The organism is Sphingobacterium micropteri (assembly GCF_014692515.1).
Taxonomy (GTDB): Bacteria; Bacteroidota; Bacteroidia; order Sphingobacteriales; family Sphingobacteriaceae; genus Sphingobacterium; species Sphingobacterium micropteri.
Window position 1 is genome coordinate 1 of sequence record NZ_JACOIK010000002.1, and the last position, 24839, is coordinate 24839.

At 43.7% G+C, this 24839-nt stretch carries 22 protein-coding genes; 7 read left to right on the plus strand and 15 right to left on the minus strand.

The window, feature by feature from the left end; genetic code table 11:
• Positions 1-165: 165 nt before the first annotated feature.
• A complete protein-coding gene (locus H8B06_RS02575; RefSeq protein WP_190992729.1) occupies positions 166-549 on the minus strand; it encodes an SRPBCC domain-containing protein in 384 nt (127 codons plus the stop codon).
• A 105-nt stretch (positions 550-654) separates the two neighbouring features.
• Here H8B06_RS02575 and H8B06_RS02580 point away from each other — a divergent pair, with 105 nt between their 5' ends.
• On the plus strand, positions 655-2097 hold the full coding sequence (locus H8B06_RS02580; RefSeq protein ID WP_317170831.1) for a methyltransferase RsmF C-terminal domain-like protein: 1443 nt from the start codon (positions 655-657) through the stop codon (positions 2095-2097).
• On the opposite strand, the gene coaBC is transcribed toward H8B06_RS02580, so the two are convergent.
• Genes coaBC through H8B06_RS02595 form a run of 3 tightly spaced genes read right to left on the minus strand, consistent with a single transcriptional unit; the run spans position 2084 to position 4600 of the window.
• The gene (gene coaBC, locus H8B06_RS02585; RefSeq protein ID WP_190992730.1) at positions 2084-3295 is read right to left on the minus strand and encodes a bifunctional phosphopantothenoylcysteine decarboxylase/phosphopantothenate--cysteine ligase CoaBC; all 1212 of its coding nucleotides are present in this window, start codon (positions 3293-3295) and stop codon (positions 2084-2086) included. The two genes, H8B06_RS02580 and coaBC, sit on opposite strands and share 14 nt — an antisense overlap.
• Positions 3296-3305: 10 nt before the next feature.
• A complete protein-coding gene (locus H8B06_RS02590) occupies positions 3306-3635 on the minus strand; it encodes a DNA-directed RNA polymerase subunit omega (protein ID WP_130142819.1) in 330 nt (109 codons plus the stop codon).
• Between the two features lie 41 nt (positions 3636-3676).
• Positions 3677-4600, minus strand: a complete 924-nt coding sequence (locus tag H8B06_RS02595; RefSeq protein ID WP_190992731.1) for an outer membrane protein assembly factor BamD — start codon at positions 4598-4600, stop codon at positions 3677-3679.
• A gap of 229 nt (positions 4601-4829) precedes the next feature.
• Between H8B06_RS02595 and H8B06_RS02600 the strand changes: the two genes are divergently transcribed.
• Together H8B06_RS02600 and H8B06_RS02605 are read left to right on the plus strand one after the other, a co-directional pair.
• Positions 4830-5099 (plus strand): NifU family protein, encoded by a 270-nt coding sequence (locus tag H8B06_RS02600; RefSeq protein WP_130142817.1) that lies wholly within the window; start codon positions 4830-4832, stop codon positions 5097-5099.
• 59 nt (positions 5100-5158) lie between these two features.
• Positions 5159-5806 (plus strand): peptidase associated/transthyretin-like domain-containing protein, encoded by a 648-nt coding sequence (locus H8B06_RS02605; protein ID WP_130142816.1) that lies wholly within the window; start codon positions 5159-5161, stop codon positions 5804-5806.
• A 1-nt stretch (position 5807) separates the two neighbouring features.
• Here the strand turns inward: H8B06_RS02605 and H8B06_RS02610 are convergent, their stop codons facing one another.
• From H8B06_RS02610 to polA, 11 genes are all read right to left on the minus strand, one after another.
• On the minus strand, positions 5808-7049 hold the full coding sequence (locus tag H8B06_RS02610; RefSeq protein ID WP_190992732.1) for an FtsX-like permease family protein: 1242 nt from the start codon (positions 7047-7049) through the stop codon (positions 5808-5810).
• A gap of 4 nt (positions 7050-7053) precedes the next feature.
• The gene (locus H8B06_RS02615) at positions 7054-7695 is read right to left on the minus strand and encodes an MBL fold metallo-hydrolase (protein ID WP_190992733.1); all 642 of its coding nucleotides are present in this window, start codon (positions 7693-7695) and stop codon (positions 7054-7056) included.
• Between the two features lie 24 nt (positions 7696-7719).
• A complete protein-coding gene (locus H8B06_RS02620; protein ID WP_190992734.1) occupies positions 7720-8469 on the minus strand; it encodes a shikimate dehydrogenase family protein in 750 nt (249 codons plus the stop codon).
• Positions 8466-9875 (minus strand): tetratricopeptide repeat protein, encoded by a 1410-nt coding sequence (locus H8B06_RS02625; protein WP_190992735.1) that lies wholly within the window; start codon positions 9873-9875, stop codon positions 8466-8468. The genes H8B06_RS02620 and H8B06_RS02625 overlap by 4 nt, the downstream gene beginning before the upstream one ends.
• 193 nt (positions 9876-10068) lie before the next feature.
• The gene (locus H8B06_RS02630) at positions 10069-11454 is read right to left on the minus strand and encodes an OmpA family protein (protein WP_190993053.1); all 1386 of its coding nucleotides are present in this window, start codon (positions 11452-11454) and stop codon (positions 10069-10071) included.
• A 244-nt stretch (positions 11455-11698) separates the two neighbouring features.
• Positions 11699-12709, minus strand: a complete 1011-nt coding sequence (locus tag H8B06_RS02635; protein ID WP_130142840.1) for an inorganic phosphate transporter — start codon at positions 12707-12709, stop codon at positions 11699-11701.
• 34 nt (positions 12710-12743) lie between these two features.
• Positions 12744-13391, minus strand: a complete 648-nt coding sequence (locus tag H8B06_RS02640; protein ID WP_130142810.1) for a DUF47 domain-containing protein — start codon at positions 13389-13391, stop codon at positions 12744-12746.
• A gap of 71 nt (positions 13392-13462) precedes the next feature.
• On the minus strand, positions 13463-14497 hold the full coding sequence (locus tag H8B06_RS02645; RefSeq protein ID WP_190992736.1) for a sensor histidine kinase: 1035 nt from the start codon (positions 14495-14497) through the stop codon (positions 13463-13465).
• Entirely contained in the window at positions 14494-15147 is a 654-nt protein-coding gene (locus H8B06_RS02650; RefSeq protein WP_190992737.1) for a phosphatidylserine decarboxylase family protein, read from the minus strand. Before H8B06_RS02650 ends, H8B06_RS02645 begins: the two co-directional genes overlap by 4 nt.
• Positions 15148-15208: 61 nt before the next feature.
• Complete coding sequence (locus H8B06_RS02655) at positions 15209-16327, minus strand: toxin-antitoxin system YwqK family antitoxin (RefSeq protein WP_190992738.1); 1119 nt, start codon at positions 16325-16327, stop codon at positions 15209-15211.
• A gap of 4 nt (positions 16328-16331) precedes the next feature.
• Positions 16332-19133, minus strand: coding sequence for a DNA polymerase I (gene polA, locus H8B06_RS02660; protein ID WP_190993054.1), 2802 nt, complete (start codon positions 19131-19133; stop codon positions 16332-16334).
• 263 nt (positions 19134-19396) lie between these two features.
• On the opposite strand from polA, the gene rsgA reads away from it, so the two are divergent.
• From rsgA to H8B06_RS02680, 4 genes are all read left to right on the plus strand, one after another.
• A complete protein-coding gene (gene rsgA, locus H8B06_RS02665) occupies positions 19397-20317 on the plus strand; it encodes a ribosome small subunit-dependent GTPase A (protein WP_190992739.1) in 921 nt (306 codons plus the stop codon).
• A 180-nt stretch (positions 20318-20497) separates the two neighbouring features.
• Entirely contained in the window at positions 20498-22288 is a 1791-nt protein-coding gene (locus tag H8B06_RS02670) for an AsmA family protein (protein ID WP_190992740.1), read from the plus strand.
• Between the two features lie 37 nt (positions 22289-22325).
• Complete coding sequence (locus tag H8B06_RS02675; protein WP_223857438.1) at positions 22326-24104, plus strand: TrkH family potassium uptake protein; 1779 nt, start codon at positions 22326-22328, stop codon at positions 24102-24104.
• Positions 24104-24790, plus strand: a complete 687-nt coding sequence (locus H8B06_RS02680) for a potassium channel family protein (RefSeq protein ID WP_190992741.1) — start codon at positions 24104-24106, stop codon at positions 24788-24790. The genes H8B06_RS02675 and H8B06_RS02680 overlap by 1 nt, the downstream gene beginning before the upstream one ends.
• Positions 24791-24839: the final 49 nt, after the last annotated feature.

Consider the following 24839-nt stretch of genomic DNA (forward strand, 5'->3'; position numbering starts at 1 on the left):
TTCCGAACAGAGCAGTCAAGCCCGCCAGAGCCGATGGTACTGCCGTAAAAGGTGGGAGAGTAGGTCGGTGCCGGTTTTTATACGGAGCCCCTGCAGTATAACTGCAGGGGCTTTTTTGTTTGTCGAGCTTAGATGACTTTTTAGTCAGATCTAGCCTTCTTTTTCTCACTCTTCACTATAAAACTCGATAAGCGATGCCATATAGGTATCATTCCAACCTTCTACAATCTCATCAAACGCTTCATCAGGAATATTGGTATGCTGTAATTCGAAAGAAGTGCCCTTTTTGTCCTCATGAAGTTTGATCGTGACAATAGAATCTTCCGCTTGTTCTCCAAAATACCATTGTTGGACAATCCTTTTATAAGGATCGAGTTGTATAAATTTTCCGGTAATGGCACCATCCCACATCGAGAATTCACCTCCCTCACGTGGATCTATCAAAACTTCATCTCCCGTCCAAAGCCGAATCGTGATTTCCGTGGTCAAGGCTTTATAAATATCCTCAGGAGGAGCGGCTACGATATAATACTTCTTAAAATTCTTCATGTATGTTCATTATCTATTTTGTGATTCCTTACTTATTGTGGTAAATTTACAGAGAAATATCCAGGTTTGATAGCATACAAATACCGGTGAGTATAACTGGGTGTAGTGAGTTCATCAAAGATAACCGAGCGTAGCGAGCTCATCAAAGATAATCTGGATATAAAATTAAGCGATAAAACGATGAGTAATTTTTTGCCGAACGAGCTAGTTAAACGATTGAATGAACAAGAAGGGTTTGATACTGAATCATTCAATAGGGTACATGAACAGGGTGATAAGATTACCTCTATCCGCTTAAATTTATGGAAACAAACGACCGTCCCATTCGAAAATGGAAAGCCTGTGCCTTGGTGTGATACAAGCTATTATCTCCCCGAAAGACCTGTTTTTACCTTAGATCCGCTGTATCATGCCGGATGTTATTATGTACAAGAAGCCTCTTCGATGTTCATTGCCCATATTTTAGCGGAAATTGGACTTAAGAACAGTGCCACAAGGGCGCTAGACCTCTGTGCCGCACCTGGAGGGAAATCGACGCTGTTAGCGAGTTATTTAGGAAGCGAAAGCCTATTGGTATCCAATGAAGTCATCAAGTCAAGAGCTAACATTTTAACCGAGAATATGGTTCGTTGGGGAACATCAAATATTGTTGTAACAAACAATGACCCGTCGGCATTTAGCCGGCTACCCGGATACTTTGATGTAGTAATGGTCGATGCACCATGTTCGGGCTCGGGCATGTTTCGTAAAGATCGAGACGCAATAGATGAATGGTCGTTAGCCAATGTAAAATTATGTAGTGACCGGCAAAAGCGGATTCTTGCTGAATCTTTAGAGACGTTGGTTACCGATGGCTATTTAATATATTCTACCTGTTCCTATTCCAGGGAGGAGAATGAAGATATAGTAGATTGGATACAAACGGAATTTACATTTGAATCGGTTCCGATTGCCCTCGAATCCGATTGGGATATTGAAGAAACAAAATCCAGCAAACATAATGCCTTCGGGTATCGTTTTTATCCCCATAAGGTGAAAGGAGAGGGTTTCTTTGTCGCTGTGCTCCAAAAAAAAGCAAAACAATCTACCTTTAATCGAAAGAAAATAAAGATCGAGAAAAATACCGCTCCTTCAAACATATTGGCAGATTGGACAGAACAGCACGCCGCACACATACCGTTTATGCATGGCGATAATATCCATATCTTCCCAAAGAAATACGAGGAAGACCTTAGGTGGTTTCAGCAAGTTTTATATATCAAACAGGCCGGAACGAATATTGGGAAATGGACTGGCCGCGAGTTATTACCGTCGCATGATTTGGCATGTAGCATACACATTAAGACAGATTTGCCTGCACAGGATGTAACACGAGATGTGGCTCTTCAATTTTTGCGAAAGGAAAGTTTAGCGATAGCAGATTTTCCAGCCGTAAACGCCGGTTGGTGTCTGGTGAGGTATAAAGGAACAAATCTGGGATGGGTTAAGGTGTTGCCCAACAGAATAAATAATTATTATCCTAAGGAAGTCCGAATTATGAATTTATAGCAGCTTGGTGAGCAATAATAACGGCGGCTATATCATTTGCAACATCTTTCTTGCTTTTTAGTTCGAATTGCTGTGTCTCGCCTTTTCTATCGATCATGGTGACTTTGTTCGTGTCTCCCCCAAAGCCCGCACCTTTGTCTTGCATCGAATTTAAAACGATATAATCTAGGTTTTTGCGTTGCAGCTTATCCTGTGCATTTTGAAGTTCGTTTTCCGTTTCCAGCGCAAACCCTACTAAGGTTTGTTTCGTCGTTTTTTTCTTTCCCAGTGTCGCCAGAATATCGGTCGTCTTTTTTAGGGCTATTTCGAGATTAGTATCTTTTTTCTTAATTTTTTGAGATGCTACAGAAACAGGGGTGTAGTCGGCGACAGCAGCACTCATCACGATAATATCTGCCGTCTCAAAATGGGAGGAGCAAGCCTCCAGCATCTCTTGTGCTGACGTGACATCGTGTCGATTAACTTTTGGAGGAGTTGGAAGTTGGGTTGGGCCACTGACGAGTGTTACGGTTGCTCCTAGCGATTGCAAAGCAGATGCAATGGCATATCCCATTTTTCCGCTGGAATGATTTCCGATAAAACGAACAGGATCAATAGCTTCGTGTGTTGGACCAGCAGTTACAAGCGCTCTCTTCCCTTCTAGCGGTAACGAATTGCTAAAGAAATGTTGGATCTGTTGCAGCATTTCCTCGGTTTCGGCAAGTCTTCCTTCGCCAATCAGTCCACTTGCGAGCTCTCCCTTTCCGGGGGCAATTAAAATATTCCCAAAGTTTAAAAGGCGGTGAACATTTTCCTGTGTAGTCGGATGCAACCACATGTCCAAATCCATTGCCGGAGCAAACATAACAGCACATTTGGCCGAAAGATAAGTCGCTAATAACAGATTGTCGCACGCTCCGTGCGCCATTTTACTGAGTGTATTGGCCGTAGCAGGAGCGATAAGTAATAAATCCGCCTGAAGACCTAGCTCTACATGATTATTCCATGTCTCCGTATGGCGATTAATATAATCAGACAGGACTGGACGTTTGGAGAGGGTCGCTAAGGTCAGTGGTGTAATAAACTCCTTGGCATCGGGTGTCATTAAAACCTGTACGTTGGCATTTTCTTTCACCAAAAGGCGGACAAGGGATGCAATTTTGTATGCGGCGATACCCCCGCATACACCAATTGCTATATTTTTGCCCTTTAACGACATTCCCGAACAGTTATTCTTGCTCTTTGGCTGGGTTTCTAAAGTAAACTTTGTCGTTTAAAAACTCGTCTACTGCCACAAGAGAAGGCTTAGGCATACGTTCGTAATGCTTAGAGATCTCGATTTGCTCACGGTTTTCAAAAACCTCCTCTAGGTTATCGCTGGTCGTTGCAAATTCTGCCAATTTCCCATTCAATTCTTCTTTCACGTCCACGGCAATCTGGTTGGCACGCTTCGCAATGACAACGATAGATTCATAAATATTATCCGTGCCTTTGTCCAGTTGTCTCAAATCCCGTGTTACTGTTGATGAAGGAAGAGAAGTGTTTTTATGTTGACTCATTGTTAAAATGTATTATAAATTTCAAACCTAAATAAACGCCATTATTGTACCGCTGGTGTGCTTTCTTGCACAGCTGCTTCTTCTTGGGTAATTCCCAATTCTCGCTCATGTTCTTCACGCATTTTGTTTATTTCGTCCATGCGTCTGACGACATAAGCAATCTGTTTTTCGGCGCCGGATCGTAGATCATCAGCGTCCTTTTTGTATTTACTTTGCGGATAGCTTTCCACAAATGATTGGTAATAGTCGAGCGCCTCATTAAACCGTGCCTCCTGCCGATAAGGCATACTATTTTGTGCAAACAGATACTGTGATTTTAAAATCAAGAACTCAATTTCTTCTGCATATCGTGTATCCGGATATTGTCTAAGCATACTTTCAAAGGCGATTACCGCCGCTCGATAATCATCCGGCTGCCCCATATCATAATACAATTTTGCATTCGCAAAAGCCTTTTGTTCCAACTTATTGCGTAAATTTTGTATTAGCTGTCCAGCCTCCTCCGCTCGCTCTCCTTCCGGGTACAGGTTGATAAATAACTGCAGCTCATCGATCGCTTTCCGTGTATTCTCTTGGTCAAGAGAAGGACGGGGAGAATCGACATAAAAGCAATATGCTGCCATAAAACGACACTCTTCCGCGCGAGGACTGTTTGGATAAGTCGTCGAAAAATTCTTGAAGTGGTACCTTGCCGACGTGTAGTCTCTTAAACGATAGGCCGTATAGGCGGTATAATAATAAAGGTCTTCCGCCTCTGCTTGCCCGCGATACTTGGTTTGTAAGTCTTCAAAAAGAATAATCGCTTTACTATACTTTTTCTTTTCATATAGTTTGACGGCCTCTTGGTATTTCATAGCAATATTATTGCTCGCGCGAAGCTTTTCAAACTTACTCTTACAGCCGCCTGCCAATACAATAAGCAGCAACCCTACCCATAAGGAAAAAATACGTCTATTTAAAAACATTTTACAAAGATACGTCAAATTCAAATAAGATTCAATTAAATTTTAGGCGGGCAATATAGCCCAATTTTGTAGGGAAACCTACTTAAACAAAGGGCTTTAACATTCTTTAACCACATTATTGTGCTCTGTCAACGAAATGTTGAATTCTTATGTATTATTATAGGATAACCACAATAATTTTAATAAATTGCCTATATTTACAACTTAAATAAAGGGTTTAAAAGCAGAAATGACATTACAAGAGCGCGTAGAGCAGGCATTGGATACCATCCGTCCGTATTTGGAAACTGATGGAGGAAACGTCGTTGTAGAAGAAATCACTCCAGACAATGTCGTTAAATTGAAGCTGTTGGGAACCTGTGCGAATTGTTCCATGAGTATTATGACGTTCAAAGCCGGGTTGGAACAAGCCATAAAAAAAGCTGTTCCAGAAATTACCAGCGTAGAAGCCATCAATTTGACGGATATGAATGATCCGAATGCCATCAGTCCAATGTAATAGGAGGAGTTAACAAAAATTAACAGCCTTCGTGGACGAAGATTGTATAAATTTGAAGCATGGCGGGAAGATTTTATTATGTATTCACCTTGATTCTCCTTCTGTCGTGGGTAACGGTATCTGCTCAAGAAAGGAAAATCGTACAATTCAGCGGATTGATAAGTTCGGTGGGAGGTGAGCTTCCTGTGCCTTTCGTTACGGTAACGAACGTCAGTTATAACAACCAAGTACACGCCGCCAACAACGAAGGTTTTTTCTCTTTCGTTGCCCATGTGGGAGATACCATTAAGTTTACATCTGTTGGTTTTGAGCCAGCGGAATTTGTGATTCCCGAAACCGCTTCCGATAAATTTACGGCGAAGATTAATATGAAAAGCTTAGTCATTGAGCTGCCGGCTGTTATGCCTTTTCCTTGGGCAAGTATAGAGGAGTTTAACATGGCATTTATGGCGTTGGACGTCAGTGACGACAATATATCCCGGATTCGGAACAGTCTATCGCCCGAGGCTCTTGCCGCATTATCCCAGGTCGTGCCAAGAAGTGCAGAAGAAATACAGACTTTTAACTCCATGCAGCGCCATATTAACATGTCTAATAAAACGATTAATCAACGTTTTGCCAATCCATTATTTAGTCCGTTTGCATGGGGCTCCTTTATAAATTCCATCGTTAAAGGGGATTATAGCCGAAAGCGGTTGGAGTATTAAGTTAATCTATCGAGCGTAGACCAGTATCTCTTTCCAACTCCCGTACACTCAGCAGAGAAGAGATGTAAGACACCAACAGGGCAACCGCCATTACCGTTACAAATACCAGTATGAAGTCCAAGATACGTATATCAACTGGATAGATATCTAAAATAGGGCTCACACCTTCGCCTGTGCGAATGATACCAAATTTTTCCTGTAATAAACAGAAGATAAACCCAATCCCGATCCCGATCAATCCACCGATAAACGCAATCATTACGCCCTCCAGAAAAAATATCCGCTGAATAAGTGTTTTGTCGGCCCCCAAACTTGCCAATATCGTCATATCCTGTTTTTTATCAATAACCAGCATGGTCAGCGAACCAATAATATTAAATATGGCAATAATGCCGATCACTGTTAAGATAAAAAAGACAATCCATTTTTCGGAGCGTACGGTTTTATAGAGCAGTGGGTTTTGCTGTTCCCGGTTTTTTACCACAAAGTCCTCACCGAGGTTCCGTTGTATCTCTTTTTGAAAGCTTGTTACCCGACTGGAATCTTTCGTATAGATCTCAACCGCCGAAACATATTCATGCTCGTTAAGCAGATCCTTTGCAAATGCAATAGGCGTAATAATAAGATCATTAAATCCGGGCTCATAATGGAGAACGCCGACAGGAGAAAGTTGACGGATGTTGATATCATCCATTGGGTTTATACTCGTCCCAGAAGCTCCTTTTCGAGGCGAGAACAGGTGGATATCGTTATCGTATCCATCAATAGAAACCCGGAGATTAGCCTGTATTTGTGCACCGATTAACGCACGGGGTATACTATCTCGGGCAATCTCCAAACTGCCCGCATAAAGCATACTTTGATGATCGGTCTCGAAGAGACTTTGCGGCTCCACACCTTTGATCTGCGCTACGAATTGTTGATTATCATACTGCACGAGAACTTTGTCTTCCAATATCTCCGAATAACTCTGTATCTTGCTGTTTTTACGTAAATCTTCAAAGACATGCTGCTTCGCATCGAATACTTTGCCCTTTGCCGGTTCTATACGGAGTTCGGGGGCAAATGTACTATATAACGAAAGGATGAGATTCTCCATGCCATTGTAAAAGGACAGAACGATCACCAGTGCCGCGCTGCTCACTAAGACACCAATAACGCTGATCCCCGATATAATATTGATCGCGTTTACCGATTTTTTGGAGAATAAGTACCGTTTTGCAAAAAAGAGAGACAGCTTCATGTTTTTATCCCCGAACAAATGGGTTTGTTTCCTTCTCAAATCCGATGGTAGTAGAAGGTCCGTGCCCCGGATAAACTACCGTTTCATCGGGTAGTGTGTACATTTTCTGCCGGATATTATCGAGCAGCTGTTCGTGATTGCCACCGGGCAGATCTGTCCGTCCTATACTGTTCCGAAAAAGTACGTCTCCGCCGATCACGAATCCTTCCTGGGCGGCATAGAAACATAAGTGTGCCGGCGAATGGCCCGGAACAAATAGGAGGCGAAGGCTGTGTGTACCGACGGTTACCGTTTGTCCTTCCACTAAAAACGTTTCCGGGATAGGTGAGGTTTCATAACGGAAGCCATACATGGGCGCCATGTTTTCTACAGCTACCAAAACAGGCACCTCTCCCTCATGAAATTGAGGAACCAATCCATATTTCTCATAAAGGAAACGATTTCCTAATACGTGATCTATATGACAGTGCGTATTATAGAGGGCAATAGGTTTTAAGCTATTTTGCTCGATAAAGGAAACCAACGTAGCCTCCTCTTTAGGATTGGACATGCCCGGATCAAAGATGGCGCATACGCCGTCCTCGTCGTATACGATATACGTGTTTTCTTGAAAAGCATTAAATACAAAAGAATGTACATGTAACATATCCACAAAAATAGAAAATAATCGCTAGCCTTCCTCGTTCCAGATTTCCCAGTTCTTTTCTGCCTGAAGAACAAGCATCTCATGGCCATTTTTAATAGCAGCACCCTGTTCTTTTCCTCTTTTCAAGAAAGCCGTTTCCTCCGGATTATAGATTAGATCATATAACAGGTGCTCCGCGCCTATCCCCGCATAAGGAATAGCAGGTGCATCCGCTATATGCGGAAATGTTCCGACAGGAGAACAGTTGATGATTAATTTATGCGAAGCGATCAAGTCTTCCGTAAGGTCCGCATACGTAAGGTCACCGTTGTTTCTACTGCGGCTAACTATTTTGAAGGAAATATCCAGCTTACGCAAGACATAAAAAACAGCTTGTGCGGCTCCCCCATTACCCAACACCAGCGCATCTGTATGTTGTGGTTTTAAATGCGGCCGTAACGACTGCTCAAATCCGAAAGCATCTGTATTAAAACCCTTGAGATAAGGTTTTCCACCCTGCCAGCGTACCTGCACACAATTTACCGCATTGATGTCTGCTGCTTCTGGTGAAAACTCATTCAAAAACCGCATCACGTTGCGTTTATGGGGAATGGTGACGTTGAATCCATAGAAACCCGGGTCGCGCTCATATAACAGCGGAAAAGCGGAAATATCCTCCATAGGATAAAGATCATAGTGAAGATCTGTGATGTTTTCGCGTTCAAACTTTTCCCTATAAAACTTTTTTGAAAAAGAATGCCCAAGCGGATAACCAATCAATCCGAGTTTCTTCATGAGTTATTTTTATACTTATTGATGATATCGACAATAATCTTGTTCCCTTGCAATTGCGGCAAATAATCGAACAAGATGTGAAATTTATCTGGATTTGTTGCCAACCCCAATTCCAAGAAGTTTAACGCTTCGTTGTATTTCCCCTGTGCAAACAAGTAGGCCACTAATCGATAATAGAGCTCCGATGCGTCTGGATTTTTCTTGATAGCGTCCGCGATAACGTCAATAGCTTCGTCATATTTACCCTGTTCAAAATAAATAGAAGAAAAGTCCAGCCAAGCTTCCACGTCTGTGGGATTGAGTTCTACCACCTTATTATAAGCAAATTCGGATTCTTCAAATTGCTTAAGTTTATACCGGGCATCTGCGATGGCAAACCAGTAATCCGGGTTACTATCGTCTAGCTCCAATGCTTTTTTATAAAAATGGAGTGACTCAAAATAGCGGTCATCAAAATCTAACGTCACGCCGATTCCAAACCACGCATCTGCCAAAAGAGGATCAAGTTTAACCGCCTTTTTATAATTTTCCCGGGCTTCATCCATCTGCTCGAGCTTCTCATAACATTCGCCTATGGCACAATAAACATCAGCCGTGGGGCGTTCGTACTCAAAAGTCTGTTTATAAACACGGATGGCCTCTGTATATTTCTGTATGTTTACCAGTACATTTCCCTTGTTAAAGTATGCCGGTACAAAAGATTCATTGATAAGGATCGCGTAATCATAAGCGTCTATAGCATCCGCAAAGTTATCCATTCGTTCATATACTAGACCCAAGTTAAACCAGGCAGCATACGAATACGGGTCGTCGTCTATATACGATTTGTAGAACGTCACACTTTCTTCCGGTCGGTCCACGATTTCATAGCAGAATGCCAAGGCATGAAGCGCATCATCATTTTCCATATTCGCCTCGAGCGACTTCTTCAGGTAGACAATGGCTTTTTCATATTCTCCTTTGATTTGATACAGTTCTGCGATCTGGAAATAGGCTTCGGCAGAATCCTCTCCTAATTCAATAGCATACAGAAAAAGTTGTTCACCCTCTTCTACATCGCCCTGCATTAGCGCTATATTTCCCTTTAAAAGGAACGCCTCGCCACTATTAGGTTCCAATATAGTGGCCTTATCTAACTCTTCCAATGCCTTTTCGAATTGACTTGTCCGCACATAAAGCTGTGCCTTCTTCAGTAAGAATGCCGATTCGTAAGGATGTTGGTTTTTGGCATATTCCGCCACTTGGAGTGCCTTTACCGGGTCGTCTTTGTCCGTGTAGTATTCAATAATACTTTCAAAAGCTTTTGCATCAAAGAAATATTGATCTTGGTTGCGAAGCATTTCCTCATATCGATCTACAGACAGTCTTTGTTCCTCAGGGGAGCCAAATTCGAAATCTTCTTCCATATCACTCCTTTCGTTTTCTATAAGTACTGTAGAAGAAATTTATGAAGAAAATGTGAGAACTAATGATTTTGTTTTCCACATTTTCACATAAAGCTCCGCAAAGATAGCGTAAATTATTGATAATAAACAGAAAAGCCGACCCTTAATAGGATCGGCTTTTATCATTGATAATTCTCTATCGAAAAAGAATTACTTATTTTACTTGGATCTCAACACGACGGTTTTTGATACGACCTTCTTCTGTTGCATTAGATGCTACAGGGTTGTCTTCACCGTAACCAGTTGCAGTAATGCTTGAAGCAGATACACCAGCGTTAACTAGGTATTGCTTAACAGCATTCGCACGGTCTTTAGATAAGTTCAAGTTATAAGCTTCAGTACCTTCAGCAGAAGCATAACCATCTAAGTTTGCAGAAGCGTTGTTATCACGCAATTCTTTAGCCAATTTATCTAAAGTAGAGTAAGATTCCGTTTTCAATACAGAGCTATCAAACTCGAATTGAATAGGTGAGTAGTAACCACCTTGAGTAGCGTTATTTTGTGCTACTGGCTCTGGGAATTTGATAGGACATCCAGAACCATCAACTGGCGTACCAGCAGGTGTGTTAGGACATTTATCGAATTTATCAGATACACCGTCACCATCAGAGTCTTTGCTCAATTGATCAACAGTACCTTCTAATGTAGATACACGTTGTTTCAATGCTTCAACTTCGTTACGTAATGAAGGATCTTTCAACTCGTCGTACAATGTAGCAACTGGGTTTGTGAACGTTAAGCTTTCTTTGTCACGAGAACCTAAAGTGAACTCTAGACCACCGTAAACATTAGAGAATTTACCTTTGTAATCCGTTCTAGCTGGTCCGTACAATCTGTTGTCATCAGTAAAGTTCATGGTGTAACCTAAGTTCAACGCAACAACTTCAGACAATTTGAATTTAACACCTAAACCAACTGGAATGAAACCACCTAATTTGTAGTCTCTGTCACCAGTAGCTTCACGATCTCCGAAGATTTCTTCACCCCATTGACCTTTTTGGTTGTAAACTTCGCTACCTGTAAAGTCGTTGTTTGCAAATTGTACAGGGTTACTTGCCATAACACCGAAACCAACTTTAGCGTAGAAGTTAACCGCATTTTCTCTTCTCAAGAAGTCGATAGTACCCAATTGGAATACACCGTTCAAGCTAGCTGCCCAGTTTACATCAACTTCTGCAGAACGAGCGCCTAAAGAGTTCTCTGTAGCAGGACCAGATACGTTGTGGTTGTATGTTTTGATACGACCGCGGTTACCTTCCAATTCTAAACCGAATAAGTGAGAGAATTGTTTACGTACGGTTAAACCGTAGTACTCACCTACTTTGTTTTGGAAATAACCCACTTTCTGACCAAATGGATTTGATCCACCTGTTAGTACGCCAGGTGCAGTAATACCACCTTGTACACCGATAGACCAAGTTCTGTATTGTGATCTTCCACCAAATACAGTTGGAGTTTGCGCTTGTGCGTGCTCAGCGAAGCCTAGTGCGGCTACTAAAGACGCTGCAACAGCTGTTTTTTTAATTGTAGAATAGTTCATACTCTTGTTTTTAAGGTTATTAAAAATTTTAAATTGTTTCCCTTTCAAATTTAACATAACATTAACAAGAACGATGCCAAAAAATCGGGCCTGTTAAAATTTTATGTCTATATTGTAAATTCGTCGTGCAACGACAAATTTGCACGCGTAAAAGTATAGATATTATTTAGAATCGCCAAATTTTTCATTTATTTTTATCCGATTATCAATAAAAGGTTACAATTTGTAGTAAAACCCTTACATCTTAGAGGATAAAGTGGATAATCGCTAGGGCTAAGCCCCCTAATACTGCACTTACCGGAATGGTCAATATCCATGCCCATAATAAGCTAATAGTAACTCCCCAACGTACTGCAGATACCCGTTTTACGACACCAACCCCGATAATCGAACCCGTAATAGTATGAGTAGTCGATACCGGGATTCCAAAATGCTCCGTTATACCGAGCGTGGCAGCACCAGCTGTTTCTGCAGCAACACCTTCCAATGGCGTCACTTTCGTAATTTTGGTACCCATGGTTTTTACGATTTTCCATCCCCCGCTCATTGTTCCCGCGGCGATTGCGGCGTAACAGGATAGTGGTACCCAAGCCGGCATGGCTTCAAAATTCGGGATTACCTGCTCTGCAATCAAGGCAGTAGCAATGATACCCATTACCTTCTGTGCGTCATTCCCCCCATGGGCAAAGCTTAATCCGGCCGAAGATATTAACTGCCCCACCTTAAACCATTTTTCCGCCGTCGCTGGTCGGGCCCTCTTCGCAATATTCATAATAATTAAGGTAATGATAACCGAGATAATCATACCGATGACGGGCGCTAAAACAATAAATGCGGCGATTGTAACGATAGCACTGTGATTTATGGCCGTAATCGGATTAGCACCCATAAACCAGGCGTAGGCCATTCCAGATCCCGCAAATCCGCCAATAAGGGTGTGTGATGAACTAGAGGGTACGCCGTAGTACCAGGTAAAAAGATTCCAAGAAATAGCGGCGACCAATCCCGCGAATATAACTTCTAGCGTAATATACTCTTCCAGGACGGTTTTGGCAATCGTGTTGGCTACTTTATGGTCTGTAAAATAGAAATAGGCGGCGAAATTCCATATCGCGGCCCATAGTACAGCCATAAAAGGTGTTAATACTTTGGTTGATACAACTGTTGCGATGGAGTTGGCTGCATCGTGGAAACCATTGATATAGTCGAATGCGATAGCCAGAATGACAACGACGATCAATAAAGTGGAAATCATCATAATATGTTATGCTTTCTTCATGCTCAGAATACTAAGCATTTTTAACTAAAATACTTTCTAATACGTTTGCTACGTCCTCACATTTGTCGGTTGCATCTTCCATAGCAGAAAGCACCTCTTTCGTTTTAATCAATGTGATGGCATCTTTTTCGTACTCGAAAAGTTCGCTAACCGCTTTATCGAAGATATAATCAGCCTTATTTTCTACACTATTAATCCGTACGCAAGAATCGGTAATGTTGCGGATATTTTTAAGATCTCTCAGCTCATTAAGCGCTTTTGCTACGTGGTCTGTCGCTTCGAGGATTAAGTCTGCAATTTCTTTCATGGCCTGGCTTGGTGTTTCCACCTTATAAAGTTCCATGCGGTTAGATGCCCCTTGAATAAAATCCGCCACGTCGTCCAAAGAACTCGCTAGCGAGTGTATATCTTCGCGGTCAAATGGTGTGATGAAATTTTTCCCCAATTCCAGGTGGATCTGGTGCGTAATATCGTCACCCCTGTGCTCAAGGTCTTCGATCTTCTTGTTCAGTGCTGCGCGTTTCGTCAAATCGGTCGTATAAACAGATTCTTGTAATGCTTTTGCCATCTCGATAAGGTTTGCGCCCGCTTGTTCAAACAAAGGGAAAAACTTTTTATCCTTTGGAACGAAATACTGAAAAATGCTATTTAAAGACATAGTGTTAGAATTTATGCAAAATTATGAATGCAATGTTAAGTTAATGTTAAGTTTGAAAAGTTTATCATATATTAACCGTGTTTGGGTTGTTCCAGCGTAAATCCGAATGTCGTGCCAATACCTTCTGTACTCCGTACGTTAACATTTTGTTCATGTGCCTCAATGATATGCTTCACAATGGCCAAACCAATTCCCGATCCCCCCACTTCGCGCGAACGGCTGGCGTCCGTCCGGAAGAAACGTTCAAACACCCGCGAGAGGTTTTTTTCATCAATACCTACCCCATTATCGGTCACTTCGACCAGCACCTGTTCGAATAGTGAAAAAATCGAAATACTCGTCATTCCACCTTTTTTACCATATTTAATGGAATTGTCTAATAAATTGATAATGACCTGTTGCACCCGTTTGCGGTCCCCTTTAACGAAGATAGGATGGTTTAACTTGCCGGTGTACCGCATGCGGATGTCATGCTGCTTAGCCTTTCCCTCTAAATCTTCCATACAGTCCTTAATCAGTGCTACGATGTCAAAAGTCTCTATCGTTAAGGAAATAATACCCATCTCCAACTTCGATATTTCGTCCAAATCCTGTATTAAATAACTGAGGCGATCCAGGTTACGGGCCGCTTTTTCCAGAAAATTTTTCGCCATTTCCGGATCATCATCGATTAGGCCGTCCTGCAATGTTTCCACATAACCCTGTGTTGCAAACAACGGTGTTTTAAATTCATGCGAAATATTGGAGAGGAACTCTTTCCGGAATTTGGCTTGTTCTCTTAATTTGTCCAGTTCAGACACCCGTTGCCTGGCCCAGTCCCGCACTTCCCGTTCCGCATCCCGGATAGGGTCGTCCGTTATTTGTTCGCCCAAGGCATCTTTAAGACCCTTGTCCAGTTTCAGGTTACGGATAAGCTTGTATACATTTCGAATCCGCTTGTAAATGAACCGTTCAAATAAGTTAAGTAAGATGGCGTAGCAGAGCAGCGCTACCGCGATAAATAGTATAGCGGCTATCGTTAGGCTTTGCCGGTGAAAATAATCGGTAGCCGCAATTAGAAGCCCAATACTGCTTGATATGAGAAGGGTGAATACACTCAGGTTCATATTTTTGCGATGATGGTTTTTCCACCCACCACTTTATCGCCGATATTCACCGTTACTTCCGTGCCCAAGGGTAAAAATAAATCCACACGCGAGCCAAATTTGATGAACCCAAACTCCGCGCCCTGTGTTACCGCATCGTTTTCTTTTACATACCATACGATACGTCGTGCCATCGCACCCGCGATCTGCCGGAATAGCACCTCTACCTGCGATTGGTTTTTGACCACAACGGTTGTTCTTTCGTTATCCGTCGACGATTTTGGGTGCCAAGCCACCAAAAATTTCCCCGGGTGGTACTTAAAATAAGATACGATCCCGCTGATCGGATTACGGTTCACGTGGACATTTATAGGCGACATAAAAATGGATACCTGTATCCGTCGATCCTGGAAGTATTCCGTTTCTTCCGTTTCTTCGATTACCACCACTTTTCCATCCGCGGGGCAAAGCACAATACCCTCATCCGGTGTAACCCGTTTGATCGGACTTCGAAAAAATTGGAGAATGGCAATAAGCAGGAATGCTGAAAGTGCGTATAGAAACCATTTTAGGTAAACGGACGCATCATAATAGTCGGCCAGTGCATTGATGACGAAAACAAACAATACCACGATTGCCAAACTCGTATATCCTTCTTTATGGAATTTCATCTCGTATAGGGTAAACTTTTTACAAACCTAAATAAAATATAGGATACTTCGGCGAAATCAGCTAAGGTTGTTTTTCCCTTACAATCCGAAAGCTATGAAAATAAAACTGTCCCGCGTCGTTAATGCTCAGGTTACCGTGCACCGTTAGGGTATCCGATACGGCATTTCCCGTTTCGTCTAACGAAGGAAAATAAAAAGGAATTTCGGGAAGGACCATTTCCAGATAACGATTTAGCTCTTTGGTCCCTAGCGAATCTTTCAGCGTCACGTCCTTCGGGTTCCCCTCCTCATCCAATGCCACCTCATAGCTAAATTTATCCTCGATGTTCGTTAACGTAGGGCTGCTGCTGAGCATAGCACTAAATTTTTCCGATAAATACGTATTGAATCCACTATGGTCATCAAAAGAGCAAGGTTTAGACAGCAGCCGCTCGGCCAGATAAAAATACGATATCGGCAGGATAGCCATGGGTGTCCGGTACCGCGCATCCAAAAAAAGATTATACCCATTGTCCAGTACACCCATATCGTTAAAAATCTCTTCCGTATACAGTATTTTCTTTTCGTTAGGGTCTATCATGTGTGTTGTCCAATAGCCCCGTGGCACACCATTCCTTATCCGTCCTTTCCGTTCAAAAAAAGGGTAACCATATTCATTATAAAAGGCAAAAGGCATCCGGAACGTATAACTACCATTTCCGTCCTTGATGCGTTGCTGGCCCCTTCTATCCCAAAAAGCCATGATACGGCCCGTCGCTTCGTCATAATTAACCGTCAGCATAGGCTTCCCATCCGGATAATAGTATTTCCAGTCCCCTATCGGTTTATCGTCCTCAAAAGTTACTTCCCACTTCAACGTGCCATCCGGGTGATAAGCCTTAAACGGACCTTCCTTTACCCCTTTATTATGGTAGCCTGTAAGTATAACCGTTCCATTCCGGTCAAAATCCCGAAAATCAGCATGGAACACGTTCTTATCCACGAGAAATTGTGATACCCGTTCAATAGATTTAAACGCACAATCTTTATCGACCAGGTAGTAATAATCATCAAAATAGAACCGAACAAGACCCATAGGCGCTTTTTCGAACAGCGTTGCCTTTCCGGTCGAGTCGGTCTGCTGGCCGCTAACAAATAGAACCGCAAATACTAAAAAAAGAAATAATCCTGTTCGCTGCATATCCCTAATGTGCTTCCAGCCAATTGCTTCCCGTTCCTGCCTCTACTTCAATAGGCACCTGAAGTTCGATCGCATTTTTCATACGCTCGGTAATGATGAACGTTAATTCGGCGACCTCTTCCTCCGGCACATCAAACACCAATTCATCATGCACCTGCATAATCATTTTTCCCGTTAACCCCTTTTCAACGATATCCTGTTGAATATTGATCATGGCAATTTTAATTAAGTCTGCCGCAGATCCCTGTATAGGAGCATTAATGGCATTTCGTTCCGCAAAGCCGCGTACGGTCATGTTTGCAGAGTTGATATCCCTTAAATAACGTCTACGTTTTAAAATAGTTTCCACATAGCCATGCTCTTTTGCAAACTCGATCGCTTTGCGCATATATTCCTGAATGCCCGTATATTGCGAGAAATATTGTTCAATGATCGCCGCCGCATCCTTTCGGGGAATGCCCAGGCTTTGGGAAAGACCAAAAGCAGACTGGCCGTATATAATCCCAAAGTTCACCGCTTTCGCATTTCTACGCTGATCGGTGGTTACCTCATCCAGTGGTATCCCATACACCCGTGCTGCGGTGGCCCGGTGAATATCATGACCCGCCGCGAAGGCGTCCAACATATTTTTATCCTCACTAAGCGACGCCATCAGACGAAGCTCGATTTGCGAATAATCGGCAGATAAGAGCACATTCCCCGCTTTTCGTGGAATAAAAGCCTTCCGGACCTCCCGTCCCCTTTCCGTACGGATCGGAATATTCTGCAAGTTCGGGTTGGTCGAGCTTAACCTTCCCGTCGCCGCAACAGCTTGGTTGTAAGACGTGTGTATTAATTCGGTTTCGGGATGAATAAGACCGGGCAGTGCATCCACATAAGTCGACTTCAGCTTCTGCAACTGTCTGAAATCGAGTATATCCTGTACGATGTCCGATTTATAGGCCAGCGCCAGCAGCACTTCCTCCCCGGTTTTGTATTGGCCGGTTTTGGTTTTTTTAGCCTTCGGGTCGAGGTGTAGCTTGTCGAAGAGCACTTCCCCCAATTGTTTGGGCGAGGCGATGTTAAATTGCACCCCCGCCTTCTCGTATATATCTCTTTCCAGTCGTTTAATGTCCTCCTCGAGCAATAAAGAAAACGTTTTTAGGGTGTTCACGTCGATTTTTACACCATTTTTTTCGACTTCCGCCAGCACATAGATCAGCGGGAATTCGACCTCCTCCGCAAGACGCAGCGTATGCGTTTCCGCCAGCAAAGGCTTTAATACCTCGTGTAGCTGCCACGTGATATCGGCATCTTCACCTGCATATTCCACCACCTTTTCGATTGCTACATCCCGCATGTTGGCCTGTTTTTTACCCCTCGGACCAATGAGTTCGGTAATCGATACCGGTGTATATCCCAAATAGTTTTCAGCCAAGATATCCATATTATGGCGTGTATCCGGGTCAATGAGATAATGGGCAATCATGGTGTCAAAAAGTGGTCCCTGTACACGAACCCCATAGCGCGATAACAGCAGGATATCATATTTCAGGTTTTGTCCCACTTTTTCAATACGCGGATTTTCAAATACCTCCTTAAAAATGGCGACGATTGCCTGCGCAGCAACCCGATCTGCCGGCGTCGGCACATAATAAGCTTTCCCTTTTTCAAAAGCGAAAGAAAATCCCACGATATCAGCAGCCAGCGCGTCGACAGAGGTGGTTTCCGTATCGAAGCAAAATTTCGACAATGCCGCCAATTGCTCCGCGAGCTGTCGCTGTTGTTCTTCGGTATCCACCAAAATATATTCATGTGGTGTGTTGTGGATGTTCAATCCCGCTACGAGCGGCTCCGTGGGGGCCACGGCAGAGATTACCGCCGTTTCGGATGGTGCCGCGGCAAATAAATCCATTTGGCCAGACGGATTTTTGGCAGCACTGTCCACCACGTTGTATTCCTCGCCAAAAACCCTTTTACCGAGTGTACGAAATTCCAGTTCCGCAAACAGCGGTTCCAATGCGACCCTGTCAGGATCTTCAATTTCCAGCTGCTTTTCATCCAGCTCCACCGGTACATCCAGTAGGATGGTTGCCAGTTTTTTGGAGATCAAGCCCTGTTCCGCGAAATTTTCGACATTTTCCCGTTGCTTCCCTTTCAGTTCATGGCTATGCGCGATCAGTTGCTCCACCGAACCATACTGCTGCACGAGTTTCTTTGCTGTCTTTTCCCCTATGCCGGGTATGCCCGGAATGTTATCTACCGCATCTCCCCAAAGCCCCAGGATGTCAATTACCTGCGATACATCCGTTATTTCCCACTTTTCCAAAATCTCCGGTACACCCAGTACCTCCGCACCGTTGCCCATGCGGGCCGGTTTGTAAATAAAGATGTTCTCCGATACCAATTGGCCGAAATCTTTATCCGGTGTCATGCAATACACCGTGAAACCGTCGGTTTCCGCTTTTTTCGCCAATGTCCCGATAATATCATCCGCTTCATAGCCATCTTTCGTAATAATAGGGATGTTAAACCCCTCGATAAGCCGAAAAATATATGGAATCGATTTTGCCAGATCCTCCGGCATAGCCTCCCGCTGTGCTTTGTAAGCCTCAAATTCCAAGTGGCGGTTAGTCGGTGCCTCGGTATCAAATACCACCGCCATATGTGTCGGCTTCTGGTTCTTCAACACTTCCAATAAGGTGTTTGTGAAGCCCATAACAGCACCTGTATTCAATCCGTAAGAAGTCAAGCGAGGTACTTTGCTCAGCGCGAAGTATGCCCTGTATATCAAGGCCATGCCATCTAGCAGAAATAATTTTTTCACCATTTAACAAATATAGTCTTCTTCTCCTTTTTTTTCCGCAAAAAAAGGAAGCAAAAAAACTCGTCGCTTCGGATATTTGAAATAATGGATAGCGCAAAGGGGAGATTCCTACCTACTTCAAACATCCGTATGCGACCTTTGAATGTTAATAGGGGATCGTACAATTGTATAGCGTGTTAAGATTTTTTGCCACCTTTTTTATCAAGAAAAAAGGGGAATAAAAAGTATCTTTGCTTTATGGCATCTAAACATATTTTATAATTATGCGTGGCTTGGTAACGAAATCAACCGGAAGTTGGTATTTGGTAGAGAGCGAAGCGGGCAAGCGTATACAATGCCGTATCAAAGGTAAGTTCCGTACCAAAGGCATTAAAACCACCAATCCCATTGCCGTAGGCGACTGGGTGCATTATGAATATGAACCCGATCAAGATAGTGCCATTATCACGGCCTTAGAGCCGCGTAAAAATTACATCATCCGTCGGTCTATCAACCTGTCTAAGCAAGCCCAGATTATCGGGGCCAATCTGGACCAGGCCCTGCTCGTCGTTACCTTGGCGTCGCCACCTACCTCGTTGGGGTTTATCGATCGTTTTTTAGTTACGGCCGAGGCCTATGATATCCCTGCCGTTTTAGTGTTCAACAAGCTGGATCTGTTTTCCGAAGAAGGTTTGGAAATACTAGAAGATTACATGGCCATCTACGAGCAGATCGGTTATCCCTGTTATGCCGTGTCTGCCCGGGAAAAGACCAACATGGCGGAGGTCCGCCAGCTGCTGAAAGATAAGACCACGTTGGTGTCTGGCCATTCCGGTGTCGGAAAATCGACGTTCATCAACGCTATCGAACCCTCGGTCGAATTAAAAACAGGCGAAATATCCGATTGGTCCGACAAGGGAAAACATACCACCACATTCGCCGAAATGATCGATCTCTCCTTCGGCGGAAAACTGATCGATACACCCGGTATAAGGGAGTTAGGGATTGTGGATATTGAAAAGGCCGAATTGGCCCATTTTTTTCCGGAGATGCGTGCGCGTTTAAATGAATGCCGTTTTCACAACTGCCGGCATATCAATGAGCCAGGGTGTGTTGTGCTCGAAGCCGTTGAAAACGGCGAAATCGAATCCTCCCGTTACGATAGCTATTTAAGTATATACCATAATCAGGATACTAGGAATTAAAGGTTAGATAGTTATTGAGGTTAGATAGTTAGTAAGGTTAGATAGTTAGTAAGGTTAGATAGTTAGATAAGGTTAGGAAGTTAGACTTTCTAACCCTTTAACATTTTAACTTTCTAACTCCTTAACTTTCTAACTTTTTAACAATATATTTACAGGAGATAATTTAGAACTAGGCAACATATGAAACCAATTTGGAAATGGGTCATCGGCATTCTCGTATTGATTGTGGTGGCTTTAGCGGGAGTATCTTGGTATCTTTCGCGCAACTGGAAACCTATTGTGGAGGAACAATTAAAAGAACTGGTTAAAAGCTCTACAGATAGTTTATACCGGTTAACGTATGAAGATCTGGACATGACCGTTGCTTTGGGGAATGTTACACTAAAAAATGTCCTCTTAAAACCCGATACACAAGTATATGCCCGTATGGAAGCGGCTGAGCTTGCGCCAGACAATCTGTACGACATCGAGATTAAAGAGCTGAAAGTAAAGCGCTTCGGTATCCTGGATATGCTCCGTAACCGGGAGCTGCATATCAAATCCATCGACTTAACCGAACCCCGCATTCATTTGACGAATAAATACCACGCCTACAACGACACGATCGCTACCGAGAAGCCCAAAAAGAGTCTATACGAAAGTATAAAAGGCGTGTTGAACGCCGTGAATATTGGACGGATTGATATCGAGCGTGCCGCATTCCGTCTCACCAAGCTAAACGAAGATAGCGTGTCGACAAGCTTTGGTTTAGACAGCCTGCAAATCCGCGCGGAAGATATTTTAATAGATGAACATGCGCAGGCAGATACCTCCCGTCTTTATTATACCAAGTTGATTGAAGCCTTTATACCCGGCTTTGAATATACCTTTTCGGATGGATTTTACAAGGCCCGGTTTGAGGCATTGCAAATCAATACACAAGCACAAACCCTCTTGTTAACCCAAGTGGATTTCAGGCCTGCGCTGGATAAAGCCGCTTTTTACAAGAAACATGGCAAAAACGTCACACGCGCCGACTTACATTTTGATACGCTCTACGTGGAGAAGCTAGATTTCAAGAAATTGATTGAAGAGCAGCAGACCATCGCCCAGCGGGTATCTGTAAAAAACGGACATGCCACGTTGTATGGCGATAAACGATATCCCAAGCAGCCCGTTAACCAAATCGGCCAGGCACCTCATCAGAAATTGATGCGGGTTAAAAAACGGATCTCGGTAGATACCGTCTTTGTAAAAAACATCGATGTCGTGTATGGCGAAATGAGCGGCAAGTATCATCGGGAAGGCGAGATCAGCTTCAATGGAACCACGGGAACGATCAGCAATGTGACAAATGACACCGTCATCTTATCGCAAGACAAATACATGCGGGCCGATCTACGGGCGAAGGTCATGGGGCGGGGCAATCTGCACGCGAAGTTCACGTTTGATATGCTGAGCAAAACCGGCGAACATACCTACAACGGTACACTCGGAGCCATGAGCGCAACCGCGTTCAACCGTATCCTGGATCCGTTGTTGAACGTCGGCATCCGATCCGGCAATATCCGGGGTATCCGGTTTAATATCAGCGGAACCGACTACCGAAGCCGGGGCGACTTCCATTTCGATTACGACAACCTCAAAATCGATTTAAAAGCCGATCCCGGTAAGCCACGGAAGAAAAGATCCCTCAAGATCGCCTCGTTTCTGGTTAATCAGCTCATTATAAACGATAGTAACCCCGATGCCAACGAAAAATATCACGTGGGCAGCGTAAACCATCGCCGTGTTCCGGAACATACGTTTTTCAAGAACCTGTGGGAGAGTTTACTGGATGGTATCAAACAAACCGCCGGCATCAGCAAAGAACGCGAGCAAAAATGGAAAGAGCGGGCAGAAGTGGCAAAAGAAGCCGTTGAACGCACAAAGGAAACCACCCAGCAAACAAAAGGATTCTTTAGAGGTTTATTCAAAAAGAAAGAAGAATAGACCAGCGCAGGAGCTAGAGGAGAGAAGAACGTCAAGCATGGATGCAATCATTGGTTTTTTTAGATTTTTACTAAAATATCGGCACAAATTAGTAGATCGTACCATGTTCTACCTGAGCATGGTATGTGCTATCATGACTCTTGCCCATATCGGTTACATCACCGACAAACAATTGGCAGAAACCTCAGCAGATACCGTTATCGGGATGTTCTATTTCCTGTTTATACTCGGTACCCTCCGCACCGTAGCTGCGATTCTGGCCGAGCGGAAGATTAACGTCTCCCACATTTCCGGATTGGTGTTGTTCGTCTATTTCCTGCTCATTAGTGTCTCCCGGCTGACAGGCTGGGCATACTTCGCGAAAATGGAGTGGTTATATCTCGGTATCGCATTGGTTTTCCTATCCGAATTATCGCGGAATAGCCTCTTTTTTGATAACTTCTATTTCAACCCTACGATCCTGTTTGTGATCAGTTTCCTCGCGCTTATTCTGCTGGGAACCGTGTTATTGATGTTGCCGCGTACGACGCTTCTCGCGCCGCTAAGTTTTGTTGACGCACTGTTTATGGCCACGAGTGCCGTGTGTATCACCGGTCTTACTGTTACCGATATCTCCACAAACTTCTCTGTATTCGGGCAGAGCGTCATCATGCTGCTCATCCAGATCGGCGGATTGGGTATCATGACCTTCACGGGCTTTTTCGGTTACTTTTTTTCGGGCGGATTTTCCTATAAAAACCAGCTGATGTTTGGCGAAATATTGGGTGAGAATAAACTGAACTCCGTCATTTCCACCCTCCTCACGATTATCTTTATTACCCTCTTTTTTGAACTGATCGGTGGTATTTTTATCTTTTTTTCGTTGGATGCCGCTTTGTTTAAATCAGTGGGCGATCGCATATTCTTCTCCGCCTTTCACGCCATCTCTTCGTTCTGTAACGCGGGGTTCACGATCCTGCCCGACGATATTGGGCATGATATTTACCGATTCAATCACGGTTTCCAAATGATCATCGCCTGTTCCTTTATATTGGGTGGGCTAGGGTTCGGCACCGTGTACAATTTTTATACCTTCTTAAAGCAAAAAGCAAAACAAGTCGTATATCGGCTGTTCCTTCGCCGGCCGTACATCCACAAGCCGCGTGCGTTTACGTTCAATACGCGCTTTATCTTGTTTTGTAACGCGATTGTGTTGGTCGTGGCCACCCTATCGTATTATATCCTGGAGCAGCGCCATACCCTTGCAGAAGAATCCTCCGTCATCGGCGATTGGGTGACCTCTTTCTTTATGGCCAATTCGGCACGGTCCGCCGGATTTGATAACGTGAACATCAATTTTGTAGCGACACCCACCCTTATTATGATGGTTACCTTGATGTGGATGGGCGCCTCTCCAGGTTCCACAGGAGGTGGCGTAAAGATCACCACCGTAGCCCTGGCTATCATGAATATCATCGCGCTGGCCCGCGGCAAAGAATCTATCGAGATTTATAAGCGCCGGATAGCGGTAGAATCCGTCAACAAAGCCTTTGCCATCATCGTACTTTCTGTGCTCACCATTACACTGAGCTTTGTATTGATGAATTTCGCAGATCCCCAGCAAGAAATGAAAGCCCTACTTTTTGAAGTTGTCTCGGCCTATTCCACCTGTGGGCTAAGCCTGGGTATCACCCCTTCCTTGTCCGCAACAGGCAAGATTATTGTGGCGGTTACCATGTTTGTCGGTCGGGTAGGTACCTTAACATTATTGGTGGCTTTTATTAAGAACACCAGAAACAAAAGCTATATTTATCCGACAGAAAAGATATTGTTTTAATGAAGTACATCATTTTAGGACTCGGACACTTTGGAAAATCGTTGGCGGTACATCTAACGGAGTTAGGCCATGAGGTCATTGCGGTCGATAAAAAGTTAGCCATCGTCGAGCAGCTTAAAGATCGGATTACCCATACCGTATGTATGGATACCACCGATAGGGAAGCCATGACGTCACTTCCGCTCAAAGATTCCCATGCCGTTATTGTCGCGATCGGCGAAGACGAGGGCGCTTCTTTGCTCACCACAGCCCTGCTGAAGCAGCTGAACGTCAAACGGATCATCGGGCGTGTCGTCTCCGAATTGCAGAAAACCGTGCTCGAAGCAATGCAGATCGGCGATTATATCATGCCCGAAGAAGAAGCTGCCGAGCGGTTGGCCATGCGGCTGGACAATGTAGATATTATCGACTCCTTTAAGATCTCCGACCGATACAGCATAGTGGAAACACGTGTGCCTTCCAAATATGTGGGCATGACCTTAAAAGAGGCCAACCTCACCAACCAATATAAAGTGATCGTCTTGACCACCGTGAAATCCTACGAAGAGAAAGTAGGGGGAAAAACCGTGCTTCGCAATGAAGCATCCGGAATTGCCGGATCAGAAACAAAATTAGCCGAAGGCGATCTGTTGGTGGTGTTCGGAGAGCTCTCCAACATTCAGCGTTTAATACAAAAAACCGATTAATAGCCTGCGGATTCCAATTATTTATATATTTTTGGCATTGCGCAAAAAC

Coding starts and splice junctions, on each gene's coding strand:
- H8B06_RS02575 (WP_190992729.1), bottom strand. CDS start 549: ATGAAGAATTTTAAGAAGTATTATATCGTAGCCGCTCCTCCTGAGGAT.
- coaBC (WP_190992730.1), bottom strand. CDS start 3,295: ATGTCGTTAAAGGGCAAAAATATAGCAATTGGTGTATGCGGGGGTATC.
- H8B06_RS02590 (WP_130142819.1), bottom strand. CDS start 3,635: ATGAGTCAACATAAAAACACTTCTCTTCCTTCATCAACAGTAACACGG.
- H8B06_RS02595 (WP_190992731.1), bottom strand. CDS start 4,600: ATGTTTTTAAATAGACGTATTTTTTCCTTATGGGTAGGGTTGCTGCTT.
- H8B06_RS02600 (WP_130142817.1), top strand. CDS start 4,830: ATGACATTACAAGAGCGCGTAGAGCAGGCATTGGATACCATCCGTCCG.
- H8B06_RS02605 (WP_130142816.1), top strand. CDS start 5,159: ATGGCGGGAAGATTTTATTATGTATTCACCTTGATTCTCCTTCTGTCG.
- H8B06_RS02610 (WP_190992732.1), bottom strand. CDS start 7,049: ATGAAGCTGTCTCTCTTTTTTGCAAAACGGTACTTATTCTCCAAAAAA.
- H8B06_RS02615 (WP_190992733.1), bottom strand. CDS start 7,695: ATGTTACATGTACATTCTTTTGTATTTAATGCTTTTCAAGAAAACACG.
- H8B06_RS02620 (WP_190992734.1), bottom strand. CDS start 8,469: ATGAAGAAACTCGGATTGATTGGTTATCCGCTTGGGCATTCTTTTTCA.
- H8B06_RS02625 (WP_190992735.1), bottom strand. CDS start 9,875: ATGGAAGAAGATTTCGAATTTGGCTCCCCTGAGGAACAAAGACTGTCT.
- H8B06_RS02630 (WP_190993053.1), bottom strand. CDS start 11,454: ATGAACTATTCTACAATTAAAAAAACAGCTGTTGCAGCGTCTTTAGTA.
- H8B06_RS02635 (WP_130142840.1), bottom strand. CDS start 12,709: ATGATTTCCACTTTATTGATCGTCGTTGTCATTCTGGCTATCGCATTC.
- H8B06_RS02640 (WP_130142810.1), bottom strand. CDS start 13,391: ATGTCTTTAAATAGCATTTTTCAGTATTTCGTTCCAAAGGATAAAAAG.
- H8B06_RS02645 (WP_190992736.1), bottom strand. CDS start 14,497: ATGAACCTGAGTGTATTCACCCTTCTCATATCAAGCAGTATTGGGCTT.
- H8B06_RS02650 (WP_190992737.1), bottom strand. CDS start 15,147: ATGAAATTCCATAAAGAAGGATATACGAGTTTGGCAATCGTGGTATTG.
- H8B06_RS02655 (WP_190992738.1), bottom strand. CDS start 16,327: ATGCAGCGAACAGGATTATTTCTTTTTTTAGTATTTGCGGTTCTATTT.
- rsgA (WP_190992739.1), top strand. CDS start 19,397: ATGCGTGGCTTGGTAACGAAATCAACCGGAAGTTGGTATTTGGTAGAG.
- H8B06_RS02670 (WP_190992740.1), top strand. CDS start 20,498: ATGAAACCAATTTGGAAATGGGTCATCGGCATTCTCGTATTGATTGTG.
- H8B06_RS02675 (WP_223857438.1), top strand. CDS start 22,326: ATGGATGCAATCATTGGTTTTTTTAGATTTTTACTAAAATATCGGCAC.
- H8B06_RS02680 (WP_190992741.1), top strand. CDS start 24,104: ATGAAGTACATCATTTTAGGACTCGGACACTTTGGAAAATCGTTGGCG.